This is a genomic window from Roseibium album (genome assembly GCF_001404515.1).
GTDB lineage: Bacteria > Pseudomonadota > Alphaproteobacteria > Rhizobiales > Stappiaceae > Roseibium > Roseibium album.
The window spans coordinates 274,706-290,332 of the sequence record NZ_CXWE01000004.1; the positions used below are offsets into that span (position 1 = coordinate 274,706).

Consider the following 15,627-nt stretch of genomic DNA (forward strand, 5'->3'; position numbering starts at 1 on the left):
AGATGAAGGACCCGGACTCGCCCCCTGCGGAAAAAGTGTCTGCCGCCGCGGACAACAAGGGGCATCGCCAACGGCTTAGGGAAAGGTTTCGCAAGTCTGGTGAGGAGGGTCTGGCCGACTACGAACTGCTGGAATTTCTGTTGTTTTCCGCCCTTCCCCGCCGCGACACGAAGCCGATTGCAAAAGCCCTGCTCCACCGCTTCGGTTCCTTTTCGGCCGCATTGGCAGCCCCTCGCGCGCGCTTGAAGGAAATTGACGGCCTGTCGGATGTCAGTGTCGACGCCTTGAAGGCCGTTCATGCTGCCATCGCGCGCTACCACCGTGCCGAGTTGAATGAGCGGCAGCTGCTCGATTCCTGGTCAAAGGTCATCAATTATCTGCAGGCATCGATGGAACTGTGCACTGTGGAGCAGTTTCGCATTCTGTTTCTGGACCGGAAAAACGGTCTTATCGCGGACGAGATTCAGCAAACCGGCACTGTGGATCACACACCCGTCTATCCGCGCGAAGTGATACGAAGGGCGCTTGAACATTCAGCAACGGCTCTGATCCTCGTGCACAACCATCCTTCGGGCGATCCGACACCCTCGCGGGCGGATATTCAGATGACCAAAAAAATCATCGACGTCGCGGCCCCGCTGGGAATAGAAGTTCATGATCATGTGATTATCGGCCTTAGAAGCAACGTCAGTCTGCGCGGCCTTCAACTGATTTGAAACCAAAAACTCAATTTTTTTCCAGAAAACCCTGCACAAAACCCGGCCCGTTTCCTTGCTCACGGCCAAGGAGAACCAGATAGATTCAATTTTCCCATTATTTTACTAAGATACTGGAAGCATTCATTAACTCGCATCGACAATACTCGCCCGCATGAACTGGGCCTTTACATGAACAGATCGATCAAAAACTCAGGCGGTCAAATCGCCAGTGCGATCATTTTTCCGATGCTGATTGTCGTGTTGACATCTGTCCTCGGTATTTTCGCACTATTGAACTGGTCTGCGCATTTGTCCGATGAAACTGCTGAAGACTCTCAGCACAAGCTCGTTGCTGGCGCGTTGCAACTCACCAGAAACTACATTGCAAAGCAGCAAACCGGCGTTGTTATCTGGGATGAAGCTTATCGCGCTGTGGACGATCCGGCGGCCAACCGGGTCTGGATCCGCAACAACATGATGAACTGGCTGTCCCGGAACCATGGTTTCAACCGGTCTGTTCTCTTCGGTTCCGACTTTGAAGTCGCTTCCGTCTTTGCACATGATGATAACACCGAGTGGTTGAACCCGGCACTTGTTGACGAGTTGCAGCCTGCGATCGCGAAAGTTCGCGCCCAATACATAAACTCATTCCAGAAGACACCATCCGGTCTGTTCAGCTTCATGCCAAAGGGGGGTGAAACGCATCTGTCCATAGCGGAAACAGGCAAGGTTTCGCTCTACGGCGAGCCTCACCTTTTTACCGCAGCAGCTGTCGTCCCGCAAATCCAGTCGGTTTTCGCCTCACGCAAACCCCCGGCAGTGCTCGTCAGCCTGATACCCTTGCGCGGCCAGAAACTGAACAATATCTCCAGCATGTCGCGTCTTGCGGGATTTGTTCTGGCGCCGGATCAGGTTGAACGGGATGGGGTTGGAGCCTATCAGCTCAAATCCCCAAGGGGGAACAACATTGGCGTCATTGCCTGGCAGGCCAGCCAGCCGGGTACACAGATGCTTCAGCGGATCAATCCCTTTCTGGCGGTCGCCGCAATGATTATCGCGGCCGTCGTCATCGCGGTGACGGTCTTTACGCGGCAAATGACCAGACGACTTGCAAGAAGCGAAGCCAAGGCGGTCCACTCTGCACAGCATGATGCCCTTTCCGGCCTTCCGAACAGATCAAGTTTTCAGGCAATGCTCACCAGGGTCCTGGAAGAAAGTGCGCAAAAGGGCACCAGCACTGCTGTCGTTTACATGGATCTGGATCACTTCAAGGACATCAATGACACGCTAGGACATTCTGCCGGGGACAAGGTCATTGTTGCCGTCGCCAATCGCCTGAAACACGTGCTTCCGGACAACGGTATCGTTGCCCGCATCAGCGGTGACGAATTCGCGATGGTGATCAGCGACTGCGACAATGACGAATGGCTGGAATACATCCTCGATCAGGTACAGGACGAGATATCGCGCCCTGTCATGATCGGCCGGCGCGAACTGTTTGCAAGCCTGTCGATGGGTGCAGCTATTGGCCCCAAGGACGGCAAGAACCCGGACGAATTGCTGCGCAAGGCCGATATCGCGCTCTATGACGCCAAGGCCAACGGTCGTAACAGGCGTTCGTTCTTCGAACCGACGATGGAGCAGCATGTTCAGTCGAAGGACAAGATGTCCCGGGAACTCAGGTTGGCTCTGCGAAACGATGAACTGGATCTGGCCTATCAACCCCTGTCGGACACCGACGCAAAGAAAATCGTCTCTGTCGAAGCTCTTGCCAGATGGACCAAGGACGACGGCACGGTGGTGCCCCCGTCCCAGTTCATTCCGGTGGCCGAGGAAACCGGACTGATAAACGATCTCGGCATCTGGGTTTTGAACAAGGCCTGTGCACGCGCGCACGACTGGCCGGGTGTCGTCGTCTCTGTCAACGTGTCGCCCAACCAGTTCAAGCATCCTCGGTTTGTCGAAAAGGTCATGGCTATTCTGGCAGCAAACAACCTGCCGCCCGAAAGGCTGGAAATCGAAGTTACCGAAAGCGTCTTTGCCGGACGGGATGACACGGTTTTGAATGCCCTGAGGAGGCTGAAAGGCCTTGGTGTCAAAGTCGCGCTGGACGACTTCGGTTCGGGTTACTCCAGCCTGAGCTATCTGCGCCGCTTTCCGTTCGATACGCTGAAGATCGACCGGGACTTTGTCTCTGACATGAACGGCAACCCGGAAGCGGAAGCCATCCTGGTTTCCATTATCCAGCTCGGCAAGGCGCTCGGCATGACGATTGTCGCGGAAGGCATCGAAACCATCGACCAGATCCGCTTCCTTCAGGCGCATGACTGTCATCGCATGCAGGGCTATTTCATCTCAAGGCCGCTCACCAGCACGGCACTGAGCCAGTTCCTGGAGAACTTTCAAGCCATTGCCGCAGGTGAGTTGCCCGACGGGTTCGAACTCCAGGCTCAAAGCGCCAAAGGTTGATTTGAGTGCATCTCAGAAAAGGCGTTGCCGGATCAGGGAAGCAAAGGAATGGAAACTCGAAAACGGCCGGCGCCGGGCGAGCAACAACCAGTCCTCTCCGCCCTTGCGTTCTGCCATATCCAGTCCTGCCAACCCGAATTCGGTGCGCACCATGTCCTTGAACCAGGAGACATGTTGCTTTTGACGGGTCTCATCGAGACCCTTTTCGACGAGAGTGTCGAAATGCGCGTCCGCGCTCGCCACAAGGTCCGCCACGCCGCTGCCCGTCTGCGATGAAACCTCCACAACGGGAACATTCCAGGATGACCGGGATACCGCCCCTAGAGACAGGGCGCCGGAAACGTCAGAGGCTGCCCGCCGCGCAAGCGCACCCATGTCTGCCTTTGTAACGGCCACCACATCGGGCAGTTCCATTATTCCGGCCTTCATGAATTGCAGGCTGTCCCCCGATCCTGGCTGGATGCACAACACAACCGTGTCCGCCACTTGCCTCAGGTCGCCCTCCGATTGGCCGATGCCGACCGTTTCGACAATCACCTGATCATAGACTGCCCTGAGAACGGCAATAGCGGCCACGGAGTGATCGGAAAGACCCCCGAGGCGGTTTCGCGCGGCCATGGAACGGACAAAAACCGCCTCGTCGGTGGGATCTGTCTTGAGACGCGTACGATCCCCCAGGAGCGCCCCTCCGGTAACCGACGAGGATGGATCGACGGCAAGAACCGCCACCCGTTTTTCCTCGGCCCGACAGGTCTTGATAAGTGCATCGGTCAGGCTCGATTTGCCAACACCAGGGGGGCCCGTCAGTCCGAGAACGCAACCGCCCTTGGCAGTGCAGACCCGGTCAAGAAATTCGGCAGTTTCCGCATCCCGGGCATGTGTTTCCAGCCGTGTGAGGACCCGGGACAGGAGGCGTTTCCCTCCCGTGCCCAATTCCTCCAGCGTCGGAAACTCACTCACCATGTTCCCCTGGCCGAGATTTCGGTGCTGCGCAAGGTGATCAGCCGTCCCGCCTGTGTTTCAAGGCTGACTGGGCCGCTGCGAGACGTGCGATCGGAACCCGGAAAGGTGAACAGGACACATAATCCAGTCCAACACTCTCGCAGAATGAAATCGACGCCGGATCCCCGCCGTGTTCTCCACAAATGCCGAGTTTGATATCCGCGCGCGTCGAGCGCCCACGTTCCACACCGATCTTGATCAACTCACCGACCCCGTCCGGGTCCAGGGACACGAACGGGTCCTGCTCCAGTATGCCCCGGGTTTGATAGGTACCCAGAAACGAGGCGGCATCATCGCGCGAGATACCAAATGTGGTTTGGGTCAGGTCGTTCGTGCCAAAGGAGAAGAATTCCGCCGATTCCGCAATCTCAGCGGCTTTGAGCGCGGCACGCGGCAGTTCGACCATGGTGCCGATCTGATAGGTGAGCTCCCTGCCGGTTTCCTCGGCGACCGCCTCTGCCATCGCCTCGATGCTTTTGCGGACGTGATCAAGCTCTCCCTTGAGACCGACCAGCGGCACCATGATTTCCGGAACGACAGGCGCTCCGGTTGTCTTGGCGGCCTCGACCGCTGCTTCGAAGATGGCCCGGGCCTGCATTTCCGCAATTTCCGGATAGGAAACCAGGAGACGGCAGCCGCGATGTCCAAGCATCGGATTGAATTCCTCAAGCGCTAGCGCCCTGTCACGCAGCCGTTCCGGATCGGCGCCCATCGCGTTGGCGACGTCACCGAGTTCTTCTTCCGACTTCGGCAGGAACTCGTGCAAAGGTGGATCCAGCAAGCGGATGGTGACCGGCAGACCATGCATGATTTCAAAGAGGTCCGTGAAATCCTGGCGCTGCATCGGCAGCAGTTTCGCAAGCGCTGCCCTGCGGCCCTCCTCTGACTCGGCAAGGATCATCTCACGGACTGCAATTATCCGCTCGCCTTCAAAAAACATGTGTTCCGTGCGGCAGAGCCCGATCCCCTCGGCGCCGAATTCACGCGCAACCTTGGCGTCCTGCGGGGTCTCGGCGTTGGTCCTGACTTTCATCCGCCGGACATTGTCCGCCCATCCCATCAGCGTGCCGAAATCGCCCGAAAGCGTCGGTTGCAGCATGCTCACTTCACCGGACAGGACCTGACCGGTCGCCCCGTCCACGGTAATCACGTCGCCTTCCTTCAACTGCCGCCCGGCAGCGTTAATCACACCATTGCGGTAGTCGACCCGCAACATTCCCGCGCCTGCCACGCAGGGCTTCCCCATTCCGCGCGCAACCACCGCCGCATGACTGGTCATGCCGCCGCGGCTTGTCAGGATGCCTTCGGCCGCATGCATGCCGTGAATGTCTTCCGGACTGGTTTCGACCCTGACCAGGATCGTCTTGCGCCCTTCCGCCTTTGCTTTTTCCGCTTCATCGGACGTAAACACGATCGCACCGGAAGCCGCACCGGGAGACGCCGGCAGTCCGGTCGTGATCACGTCACGCTCGGCATCGGGATCGATCGTCGGGTGCAAAAGCTGGTCAAGTGCGCCGGGTTCGACCCGGCCTATTGCCTCTTCTTCACCCAGAACACCTTCTTCCACCAGATCCACGGCAATCCTGAGTGCTGCCTTGGCCGTGCGCTTTCCCGCACGTGTCTGCAGCATCCAGAGCTTTCCCTTTTCGATGGTGAATTCCAGATCCTGCATGTCCTTGTAGTGTGCTTCGAGCTTTGAGCAGTAGGTTTTGAATTCCGCGAAGGCCGCCGGCATCAGCGCTTCGAGCGAAGGACTGGAGGACCCCGCCTCGATGCGCGCCTTTTCGGTGATGTCCTGCGGTGTGCGGATACCGGCAACCACATCTTCCCCTTGCGCATTGACCAGGAATTCGCCGTAAAGAGCGTTTTCACCGGTTGACGGATTGCGCGTGAATGCGACGCCCGTCGCCGAACTTTCACCCATGTTGCCAAACACCATGGCCTGAACGTTGACCGCAGTGCCCCAGTTGCCCGGAATGTCGTGAAGGCGTCTGTAGGTTACAGCTCGCGGCACCATCCATGAGCTGAAGACAGCGCCGATTGCGCCCCAAAGCTGCTCCTGCGGATCCTGCGGAAACGGCTTTTCCAGTTCTTCTTCAACCAGTGCCTTGAACTTTTCAATGATCCCAAGCCAGGCGTCGGCATCGATCTCGGTGTCAAGCGCAAGTTCGTTGCGTTCCTTGTATTCCTCAAGGATCTCCTCAAACTCGTGATGGTCGAGCCCCAGAACCACATCCGAATACATCTGAATGAAACGGCGGTAGCTGTCATAGGCAAACCTGCGATCGCCGGCTTCTCTGGCTATCGCCTCGACAGTCCGGTCGTTCAGCCCGAGATTAAGGACCGTGTCCATCATGCCCGGCATCGAGACCCTTGCTCCCGACCGCACGGAAACAAGAAGCGGGCGCTCGGGATCTCCAAATTTGCGTCCTGTGTTCGAACCGATCTTTTCAAGCGCTTCGACGACCTGCGCGCGGAGAGCTTCCGGATAGGTTTTCCCGTGTTCGTAATACCAGGTGCAGACTTCTGTCGTAATTGTGAAACCGGGAGGCACCGGCAGGCCCAGGCTGCTCATTTCAGCAAGGTTGGCGCCCTTCCCACCGAGAAGGTTGCGCATCTCCGCTGCACCCTCTGCCACACCATTGCCGAAACTGTAGACCCATTTGGCCATTTGAAATTCTCCTCGCAAGGCACCGGAGACGCTCCGGTTCCGCCAATTTTTGCACCGCACATAACTGCTACGGCAAAGAAATGTCTTCAAGCCCTTTTTGGCGGATTGCCGATTTGTTTCGATTTAACTCGCAAGAATTTCCACGATGGGCAAAATCAAATGGATTTAAACCCTCAGAAAGTTTCCGGGGTCGCCTTGCCGCAGAGCCTTAAAGACGCCATTCTCAAGAGTAATAAGCAACGATCCAATCTGCCCATCGATCGAAAAGTGCGAGGAATGATGACAAATTTGGCTGGCGCCGCTTCCCTGAAGGACCGCAAGATTTTCAGGTTTAAGGTCCTCGCGCTGGCAAGCGCCATCGCCCTGACGCCTCTCGCGGCCGGTGCTGAAACCGACTCGAAGACGCAGTCATTCGGAACCCCCTCCAATTTGCCGTATACGCTTTCGGGCAGTTATCTTTCAGGCCGGCTCGCAGGTTTCCAGAAAGACTATGGACATGCCGCTGCTTTCTACGAGGAAACGCTCGCAGCCGACCCGACCAACACGATGCTTCTGGAGCGAACCTTTCTGCTGAAGCTGGCCAATGGTGACGTCGAAGAGGCCGTTCACTATGCCGCCGAGCTTGAAAAGGCGGGTCTTGAAAACTTTCTCGCGCAGCTTGCTCTCGGTGGTCAGCGCGTTGCAGACGGCAGTTACATCGAAGCGGATCAGGCGCTCGAAAGAGGCAGGAATGGTCCGCTCGCGCAGCTTTCCATCGGGATTTCCCGGGCCTGGTCTTTGTATGGCAGCGGAAAAGTCGACGAAGCCCTGGCCATCATCGATGATCTGAAAGGCCCGGACTGGTTTGGCGTTTTCAAGGCAACCCACAAGGCCCATCTGCAGTTCGCAGCCGGCAGAAATCAGGAGGCGCTGGCAACCATCGAGGGTGCCTATGCACTTGATCAGGCAGCGATCCGCGTCGTGGACGCCTACGCGCGCATCTTGGCCGCCAACGGCCGACAGAAAGAGGCCATCGCCGCACTCGATCTATACGACCAGCAATTCAGGGGTCATCCGAAAATCGCCCAGACCAGAAAAGTGCTGGAAAGCGGTGAAATTATTCCGCCCATGGTATCGGACCCGGCCCAGGGCATGGCCGAAATCCTTTACGGGTTGGGCGCGGTCATCGGGCGTGATGGCGGAGAAGAGCTGTCGACGTCCTATCTTCAACTCGCATTGCATCTGGACCCGAATGCAGAGTTTGCCGCAATAGCACTGGGAAGCGTTTTTGAACGTATGGACCAGCCTGCCCGCGCGATCGATGCCTTCATGCGGGTCCCAGACGATAGCGTCCTGAAACGCGAAGCGGAAATCCAGGTCGGTCTGAACTACAACGCACTGGAGCAAGTCGACGAAGCCAGGAAGCACCTGGAGGCCCTGATCGAGATTGATCCGTCAGATCTGGAGGCTGTCGTTGCGCTTGGCAATATTCTGCGTTCGCACGAAATCTATGACGAAGCCGAAGTCATCTACTCCCAGGGCATCGATACGATATCGGAGTTTGAAGCCCAGCATTGGCTTCTGCTCTACTTCCGCGGCATCAGCCGTGAACGTCTCGGCGACTGGGACAAGGCAGAAGCAGATTTTCGCAAGGCTCTTGAACTCAACGAAAACCAGCCACTCGTCCTGAACTATCTCGGATATTCCCTTGTCGACCAGGGCCTGAAGCTGGATGAAGCGCTGGATATGATCCGGACCGCCGTGGAGATGCGCCCGACCGACGGCTATATCGTCGATAGCCTGGGTTGGGTCTACTACCGGCTCGGCCGATTTGAGGAAGCTGTCAAGGAACTCGAGCGCGCCATCGAGCTCCGCCCGGCAGATCCTGTCATCAACGACCATCTTGGTGATGCGTACTGGATGGTCGGCCGTCGAAACGAGGCCCGGTTCCAATGGAACCATGCCCGCGATCTCGGTCCTGCGGAAAAGGACCTTCCCAAGATCCTCGACAAGATTGCCAATGGCATGACTGACGTTCCCGGAACGGATGCGGCAAAAGCCGAAAGTGACCAGAACGGCGGCTGAACGGAATACGCAGGTGACACACACATCGGTGGAGCGCCGGGTTGAACTCGCGCGGGCGAAAGTCAACTTGACGCTGCATGTTACCGGGCAACGTCCGGATGGCTATCATCTACTCGATTCTCTAGTCGCGTTTCCGCAGATCGGCGACCGTCTGTGCGCAGAACCTGCCGACAGACTTGAGCTCATCATCAACGGCCCGTTTGCAAGAAATCTCGACGGTCCTGCGGAGGAAAACCTGATCGTGAAGGCCGTCGCGGCGTTTGCGAAATCCAGCGGGATTCCAGCGCCCAAACTTCGCATTGATCTCACCAAGCGACTGCCTGTTGCTTCGGGGATCGGGGGCGGATCAAGCAATGCCGCAACGATGCTGCGGCTGCTGGAGGACATTACCGGCCAATATCTCGCCGAAGACACTTTGCACGAACTTGCCCTTTCGCTTGGGGCCGATGTGCCAGTCTGCTTGAACCAGGAACCGCAAATCATGACTGGCATCGGTGATGTCATTCGGCAGGGGCCTCAACTTCCCAAATGCGGCATTGTACTGGTCAATCCAAAGGTTGAAGTCTCAACACCCGACGTTTTCAGATCAATGGCAAGGCGCGACAATCCGGCAATGCCATTGATGCCTGAAGTGTTTGAAAGCCCGGATCATCTGGCCAGCTATCTGGCGACCTGCCGCAACGACCTGCAGGAACCGGCAATCAGCCTCTGTCCCGAGATTGACAGCACCTTGTCAGCCCTCGAAGGCAGTGATCACATCAAACTGGCGCGCATGTCAGGTTCCGGCGCAACCTGTTTCGGCCTTTGTGAACAAGAAGAAGCACTGGAGGTTGAGCGCGCACTTCGAGCCTCGTTTGGGAATTGGTGGATTGCAGCCGGCGCTTTGACGTGAGGTCACGTATGCCCGGCCAAGCAAGAAGCCAGGGCGCGATATTGTACCGCCTCTTTGACAGCCGCATGTCTTACTGGGATCTTGTGCACGTCCCGGCAATATCGGGGCCATGTGTTGTCGGAAGCTGTGACCCGGCTCGGCGCGTCGCAAGCGCGATGCGATGCACCAGGTAGGATGGAACGTCGCCTGAAACTGCTACAAGGCTCCCGAGGCGCCGGTGAAATTCACCAGCTACCTGTGTTGACCGGCGCCCTCGGTGAGCCGAAATGCGGATCACCATTCGCTGTTTCAATCGGCGAAATCTTCGCGGTCAATCGATCCGACACTCATAAGGATGTATTCTAGCTCACGCGGGCGATACAAAACGCCACGGCGTCCGCCAGTGCCTCGTTGTGACGCCCCTGCGGCAATGCTTCGAGTGCCTTCAAGGCCTTGTCACCATAGTCGCGTGCCCTGACGACCGTGTCACTCAAGGCATCATGTTTTTTCAGCAAATCGATTGCCTGTTCCAGGTCGCCGTCTTCAACGTCGTCGCCTTCCAGGCAGCGCTTCCAGAAAGCTCTGTCTTCATCCGTTCCGCGCGCGACTGCCAGAACGACAGGAAGCGTAATCTTGCCTTCACGGAAATCATCGCCGACATCCTTGCCAAGGTCCGCCGTGGATCCGCCATAATCAAGAGCGTCGTCCACCAGCTGGAAAGCATATCCAAGCTCCATGCCATAGGTACGTGCAGCCAGTTTCATGCTGTCATCCTGCCCCGCAATCACCGGACCGACTTCTGCCGCCGCCGCGAAAAGTGCGGCGGTTTTGGCCTCAATGACGCGCAGATAATCAGCTTCCGTCGTCGCAATGTTCTTGGCCGCACCGAGCTGGAGCACTTCCCCTTCGGCAATGATCGCCGATGCAGTTGAAAGGATCCGAAGCGCTTCAAGCGAGCCGACATCGACCATCATCTTGAAGGCCTGGCCGAGAAGATAGTCGCCGACCAGCACGCTGGCCTGATTGCCCCAGAGTTTGCGGGCCGCCAGTTTGCCTCTGCGCATATCGCTCTCGTCAACGACATCGTCATGAAGCAATGTCGCTGTGTGCATGAATTCGACACTCGCCGCCAGCGTGACATCGCCGTTGCCCTGATAGTCAAAGATATCGGCCAGGGCCAGCGTCAGCATCGGGCGGAGCCGCTTGCCACCAGAAGCGATCAGGTGCTTGGCGATCTCCGGGATCAATTCAACATTGGAGCCCGCCTTGGAGAGGATCAACTCGTTCACATCGGCCATGCCCGGAGCCACGAGGTCCACAAGCGATTGTATGTTTGGACGGCGCGACTGGCTGTCAGAATAGGTTGCGACAACGGCCACTTATGGCACTCCCCTGAATATTTGTGCGGACAATATGGTGCGAACGCTTCCGGGGCAAGACGCCAGTCCGATGACAAACTGTTGAAATGCCACAAACAGCTGCTTTTGCTGTACACCAGTTCCGCAGGGCGTTTATCGCAAGCGCCCCACTTCTAGCCGCTAAGCCCGGAAAACATATGGAAGAACTTGTCAGAACAAACGATCCGGTCCTCATTTCCTTCCTGGAATCGATTCTCGAAGAGGCAGGCATCAAGCATTTTGTCGCAGATGGCAATATGAGCATCATGGAAGGATCCCTGGCGATGATCCCAAGGCGGATTCTTGTCGATGCGGACCAGATCCACAAGGCACGCAACCTTGTTCGGGATGCTGGCCTGGAACACGAATTGCGACCTGCAAGAGACGATACCTGACATGACGGAGGTGCAGGACCCCTCCTCCGGGGATGTCACGCATGATGCGTTTCTTGGAGGACGAGTTTATGTTTATCAGCCGAAAAAAGGCCGGCATCGCGCCGGATTGGACGCTGTTTTTCTGGCCGCTGCCTTGCCCGTGGAAACCACGGGCCGAATTGTCGATCTTGGTTCTGGTGTCGGAACTGCCGGATTTTGTGCTGCTGCGCGCCTGCCGGACATAAGTGTCACTCTTGTCGAGATCGACGAGGCCGTTTTATCTCTCGCTCAAAAAGCGCTTCAGGACCCTGAAAACACCCATTTCGCGGATCGCATCGATTTGCTGCATGCTGATCTCACTGCAAAGGGAAGTCTTCGCCACGCCAACGGCCTTTTGCCATCGATGGCTGATCACGCCATCATGAATCCCCCCTATTACGAAGCCGACAGGTTCCGGGCGTCACCGAAATCGGGCCGAGCAGGCGCACACATGCTGGACGAGCGCGGGCTTGAGCCCTGGGTGAAGACCGCGGCGGACATCGTCCGGGAAGGCGGAAGCCTTACGGTCATTTTTCGAGCGGACGGTCTTCATGAACTTCTGAGTGTTCTTCAAGGCCGGTTCGGCGCAATCGATGTCATTCCGCTGCGTCCGCGTCCGGACGCTCCGGCGACACGCATCGTGCTCCGTGCGATCCGCGCCAGCAAGGCTCCCCTGAAACTCCTGCCCGGGTTTGTACTGCATGAGAGTGAAGGTTCGGATTTCACTTCTCAATCGAAAAACATCATGCGCGGCGGCCAGGGCCTCGGCCTGACACCGCGCTAAATCCATCGCCTTCTAGTGGACCAGAATTTCACCTTCTGCGTACCGGAAGTCGACGGGATCAATTAAATTCTGATGCGCGACGCGAACAGAATGTATCCGCCCATCAATCTCCCTCTCCCAGAAATCCAGAAACCTGGTCAGTTCGGGAAACTGCGGCGCCAGGTCCTCTGTTTGCCAGAGAAAGCTTTGCAGGAACTTCGGATGATCCGGCATTCTGTAGAGAATCTCGGCTGTAAGAAGCCCGTATCCCAAAATGCGTTTTTCAAAGTCTGAGCTGGTTTTCATGCCAATCCTTTCTTTGCTGCAAAGAAAGAGTGTCACGGATACTCAGTTAACCAAAACCAACTTTTTGCGAATAGTTGTTTACAAACAGCATTTTAGCAGCATTCGTGCAATACTGCTAACAAGTCTACGCCACCGTTTTGTTCGGATCTATCTGGCCTGGATTGACGTCAGGTACCCCAGGAATGCGTCGATATCATCCGGTGCGAAAGCGAATTCCGGCATGTTGTCGTGAGCTGTCACGATACCCTCCGCCAGGGGTTCTTCGAGGCTTTCCAGCGGATAGCGTTTTGACAGGTCACGAAAAGCCGGGGCACCATTTTGCGCACTCGTATCGTCAATTGCGACAGCGTGACAAGACGCGCAGTGAATTTCCGCAAGTTCCAGTCCCGTTGCCAGGCTGACAGGATCGGAAGGATAGGCCCCGTCCGAGCCGTGAGCAGCGCCGCTCACCACGACGACGAGTGCGGTTGCCAGAAACAGCTTGCGGTATGACACGGATTTCTCTCCCCTGAATCGCGTTCAATCCTTATAGATGGTTCGCACGCGTGTGCCCATTAGGAGGAACACGGGTGTGCCGGGTCTGGTCTACTTTGGTCCGGGCTGACCTTCTCGTTGTCGCTCCTATATAATGACCACAAATCAGAACACCCCGGAGGATCCATGAGCCAGACTCCCCTTCCCGCATCCATCGACGATACGCTTCATCTCATGGATCAGGCGGGGTATGTCGCGGACAGGTCGCTTGCAACTGTCCTCCACCTGGCCCTCAAGATGAAGCGCCCCCTTTTTCTCGAAGGCGAAGCCGGTGTCGGCAAGACTGAAATCGCCAAGGTTTTGTCGACCACGCTCGGCCGTGACCTTATCCGCCTTCAGTGTTACGAGGGCCTTGATATCGCGTCTGCGGTCTACGAGTGGAATTACCCGGCACAGATGGTTGAAATCCGTGTCGCGGAAGCCGCTGGCGATACCGAGCATCAGGAATTGTCCAAATCAATCTTCGACGAACGCTTTCTCATCAAGCGGCCCGTTCTCCAGGCACTTGAGCCCTCCTTGAACGGAGCACCCGTGTTCCTGATTGATGAACTCGACCGCGCAGACGAGGCCTTTGAAGCCTTCCTGCTGGAGGTTCTTGCAGACAGTCAGGTCTCGATCCCCGAACTCGGCACCGTAAAAGCCGACGAACCGCCCATCGTCATCATCACGACAAACCGCACGCGCGAAATTCATGATGCCCTCAAACGCCGCTGCCTTTACCACTGGGTCGATTATCCTGACGCCGAACGCGAACTGGAGATCGTCCGCAGAAAAGTGCCGGGCGCGGCAGAGCGTCTTGCGCATGAAGTTGTCGCTTTCGTCCAGAAACTGCGCGCGGACGAAGACCTCTTCAAGCAGCCGGGGGTCGCCGAAACGCTCGACTGGGCGACGGCCCTTTCCGAACTCAATGAAATCGCGCTCGATCCGGACATGGCATCCGATACGCTCGGCGTGCTTTTGAAGTATCAGGATGACATCGAGCGGGTTCGAGGTTCAAAGGTCCGCCTCATGATCGATGAAATCCGCAAGGATGTGCCTCAGGTGCAATCAATGCCGGCGATCTGAGATTGTGACCTTTGTGAACCATATCCTCTCCTCCCCCGAGTTCCCTTTCAACGGGGCGGCAATTCCTAACAGACATCCGTCAGGCCCTCCTGTTCCATATCGGAGGGGCTCGGGTGTTTGGGCTCCTTGCAATGGTCCGGGGCAACGGGGAGGCTCACTTGCAGGCTCCCGCTGAACTGCGTTCGCGCATAACCGACAACATCGTCTATTTCGCCCGTACCTTGCGCAAGGCCGGCGTCCCGGTTGGTCCGGCGTCGGTCGTGGACGCGGTCAGTGCTGTTGAGGTCTCCGGCATTGAAAACCGTGACGATCTTTACTGGACACTGCATTCCGTATTTGTCCGCAAACGTGAGCACCGCGTCCTGTTCGACGAAGCTTTCCGGATTTATTGGCAAAGCCGCGGGCTGATCGAAAAGATGCTCGCCATCCTCTCTCCGGTTGCACCACCACGCGGCGCACCGGAAAAACCGAAAGCAGGCCAGACCCGCGTGTCCCAGGCCTTTCAGGCTGCCAAGGATCGCGTGGCGCAAGAAACAGTCCCCGAGGTCGAGGTCGATGCCAAATTCACGGTGTCCGGCAAGGAATTGTTGCAGAACAAGGACTTTGCCCAGATGACGGCGGAGGAAGTCGCAGCGGCAAAACGCGCCCTGCGCTCAATGGCCTTGCCTATGGACAAGATCCGCTTGCGGCGCCTTGCTTCTGCGCCGAAAGGACGGATCGATCCCCGGCGAACATTGCGAGCCTCCATGCGCGCGGGTGGTGCCATCATCGATCTCAAACATCGCAAGCCGGCTGAAAAACGCCCGCCGCTTGTTGCGCTTTGCGACATTTCCGGATCCATGAGCCAGTATTCCCGCCTGCTTCTGCACTTTTTGCATGGCATGACCGCGGAACGGCGCGATGTACATACATTCCTGTTTGGCACGCGATTGACCAATGTCACCCGGCAGTTGCGCATGAAAGACCCGGATGAAGCGCTGGAGGCATGTTCTGAAGGCGTGGAAGACTGGTCGGGCGGCACCCGAATAGCTTCGGCGCTGCATGATTTCAACAAACACTGGTCGCGCAGGGTTCTGTCCGGCAAGCCTACTGTTCTGCTGATCACCGACGGTCTCGAGCGGGACACGGATGAGGATCTGGAACGGGAAATGGACCGCCTGCACAGGTCATGCCGGCACCTTGTCTGGCTCAATCCCCTGCTTCGTTTCGAGGGCTTTGAAGCCAAGGCCAAGGGTATCCGGGCAATGCTGCCGCATGTCGACGAGTTTCGTGCAGCTCATTCCCTCGATGCGGTTGCCGATCTCGCCGAGGCTCTCGCCGGCAACCGGAACATCTCAACAAGATTGGAGCCGAAGAAGTGGCTTTGACCCGGTT

General features: G+C 57.2%; 13 protein-coding genes. 8 read left to right on the plus strand and 5 right to left on the minus strand.

Features of this window, described 5'->3' with window-relative positions; genetic code table 11:
* Positions 1 to 2: 2 nt before the first annotated feature.
* Together radC and LA5095_RS14560 are read left to right on the plus strand one after the other, a co-directional pair.
* Entirely contained in the window at positions 3 to 716 is a 714-nt protein-coding gene (gene radC, locus LA5095_RS14555) for a RadC family protein (RefSeq protein ID WP_055116127.1), read from the plus strand.
* A gap of 171 nt (positions 717 to 887) precedes the next feature.
* Positions 888 to 3,167, plus strand: a complete 2,280-nt coding sequence (locus LA5095_RS14560; protein ID WP_055116129.1) for a bifunctional diguanylate cyclase/phosphodiesterase — start codon at positions 888 to 890, stop codon at positions 3,165 to 3,167.
* Between the two features lie 12 nt (positions 3,168 to 3,179).
* On the opposite strand, the gene LA5095_RS14565 is transcribed toward LA5095_RS14560, so the two are convergent.
* A complete protein-coding gene (locus LA5095_RS14565) occupies positions 3,180 to 4,130 on the minus strand; it encodes an ArgK/MeaB family GTPase (RefSeq protein ID WP_055116131.1) in 951 nt (316 codons plus the stop codon).
* A gap of 37 nt (positions 4,131 to 4,167) precedes the next feature.
* Positions 4,168 to 6,840: a pyruvate, phosphate dikinase gene (gene ppdK, locus LA5095_RS14570; protein WP_055116133.1), complete on the minus strand. Its 2,673-nt coding sequence runs from the start codon at positions 6,838 to 6,840 to the stop codon at positions 4,168 to 4,170.
* Between the two features lie 279 nt (positions 6,841 to 7,119).
* Here ppdK and LA5095_RS14575 point away from each other — a divergent pair, with 279 nt between their 5' ends.
* Both LA5095_RS14575 and LA5095_RS14580 read left to right on the plus strand, forming a co-directional pair.
* Positions 7,120 to 8,904, plus strand: a complete 1,785-nt coding sequence (locus LA5095_RS14575; RefSeq protein WP_055116874.1) for a tetratricopeptide repeat protein — start codon at positions 7,120 to 7,122, stop codon at positions 8,902 to 8,904.
* Positions 8,905 to 8,917: 13 nt separating this feature from the next.
* On the plus strand, positions 8,918 to 9,796 hold the full coding sequence (locus LA5095_RS14580) for a 4-(cytidine 5'-diphospho)-2-C-methyl-D-erythritol kinase (RefSeq protein WP_055116876.1): 879 nt from the start codon (positions 8,918 to 8,920) through the stop codon (positions 9,794 to 9,796).
* A gap of 341 nt (positions 9,797 to 10,137) precedes the next feature.
* Here LA5095_RS14580 and LA5095_RS14585 read toward each other — a convergent pair whose 3' ends face one another.
* A complete protein-coding gene (locus LA5095_RS14585) occupies positions 10,138 to 11,154 on the minus strand; it encodes a polyprenyl synthetase family protein (RefSeq protein WP_055116135.1) in 1,017 nt (338 codons plus the stop codon).
* 176 nt (positions 11,155 to 11,330) lie between these two features.
* Here LA5095_RS14585 and LA5095_RS14590 point away from each other — a divergent pair, with 176 nt between their 5' ends.
* Together LA5095_RS14590 and LA5095_RS14595 are read left to right on the plus strand one after the other, a co-directional pair.
* Complete coding sequence (locus LA5095_RS14590; protein WP_029061622.1) at positions 11,331 to 11,567, plus strand: putative signal transducing protein; 237 nt, start codon at positions 11,331 to 11,333, stop codon at positions 11,565 to 11,567.
* Between the two features lies 1 nt (position 11,568).
* Positions 11,569 to 12,369: a tRNA1(Val) (adenine(37)-N6)-methyltransferase gene (locus LA5095_RS14595; RefSeq protein ID WP_055116137.1), complete on the plus strand. Its 801-nt coding sequence runs from the start codon at positions 11,569 to 11,571 to the stop codon at positions 12,367 to 12,369.
* A gap of 12 nt (positions 12,370 to 12,381) precedes the next feature.
* Here LA5095_RS14595 and LA5095_RS14600 read toward each other — a convergent pair whose 3' ends face one another.
* Both LA5095_RS14600 and LA5095_RS14605 read right to left on the minus strand, forming a co-directional pair.
* Entirely contained in the window at positions 12,382 to 12,654 is a 273-nt protein-coding gene (locus LA5095_RS14600; RefSeq protein ID WP_055116878.1) for an usg protein, read from the minus strand.
* A gap of 147 nt (positions 12,655 to 12,801) precedes the next feature.
* Positions 12,802 to 13,149, minus strand: coding sequence for a c-type cytochrome (locus LA5095_RS14605; RefSeq protein WP_055116139.1), 348 nt, complete (start codon positions 13,147 to 13,149; stop codon positions 12,802 to 12,804).
* 165 nt (positions 13,150 to 13,314) lie between these two features.
* Here LA5095_RS14605 and LA5095_RS14610 point away from each other — a divergent pair, with 165 nt between their 5' ends.
* Complete coding sequence (locus LA5095_RS14610; RefSeq protein WP_055116140.1) at positions 13,315 to 14,253, plus strand: AAA family ATPase; 939 nt, start codon at positions 13,315 to 13,317, stop codon at positions 14,251 to 14,253.
* A 131-nt stretch (positions 14,254 to 14,384) separates the two neighbouring features.
* Positions 14,385 to 15,620 carry a vWA domain-containing protein gene (locus LA5095_RS14615; protein WP_055116142.1) on the plus strand — a complete coding sequence of 412 codons (1,236 nt, stop codon included), beginning with the start codon at positions 14,385 to 14,387 and terminating at the stop codon, positions 15,618 to 15,620.
* Positions 15,621 to 15,627 lie beyond the last annotated feature (7 nt).

Excerpts from the sequence above, each read along its gene's own strand:
- LA5095_RS14600 (WP_055116878.1), bottom strand. The coding sequence starts at position 12,654 with ATGAAAACCAGCTCAGACTTTGAAAAACGCATTTTGGGATACGGGCTT.
- LA5095_RS14590 (WP_029061622.1), top strand. The coding sequence starts at position 11,331 with ATGGAAGAACTTGTCAGAACAAACGATCCGGTCCTCATTTCCTTCCTG.
- LA5095_RS14610 (WP_055116140.1), top strand. The coding sequence starts at position 13,315 with ATGAGCCAGACTCCCCTTCCCGCATCCATCGACGATACGCTTCATCTC.
- ppdK (WP_055116133.1), bottom strand. The coding sequence starts at position 6,840 with ATGGCCAAATGGGTCTACAGTTTCGGCAATGGTGTGGCAGAGGGTGCA.
- LA5095_RS14595 (WP_055116137.1), top strand. The coding sequence starts at position 11,569 with ATGACGGAGGTGCAGGACCCCTCCTCCGGGGATGTCACGCATGATGCG.
- LA5095_RS14560 (WP_055116129.1), top strand. The coding sequence starts at position 888 with ATGAACAGATCGATCAAAAACTCAGGCGGTCAAATCGCCAGTGCGATC.
- radC (WP_055116127.1), top strand. The coding sequence starts at position 3 with ATGAAGGACCCGGACTCGCCCCCTGCGGAAAAAGTGTCTGCCGCCGCG.
- LA5095_RS14575 (WP_055116874.1), top strand. The coding sequence starts at position 7,120 with ATGACAAATTTGGCTGGCGCCGCTTCCCTGAAGGACCGCAAGATTTTC.
- LA5095_RS14565 (WP_055116131.1), bottom strand. The coding sequence starts at position 4,130 with ATGGTGAGTGAGTTTCCGACGCTGGAGGAATTGGGCACGGGAGGGAAA.
- LA5095_RS14615 (WP_055116142.1), top strand. The coding sequence starts at position 14,385 with ATGGTCCGGGGCAACGGGGAGGCTCACTTGCAGGCTCCCGCTGAACTG.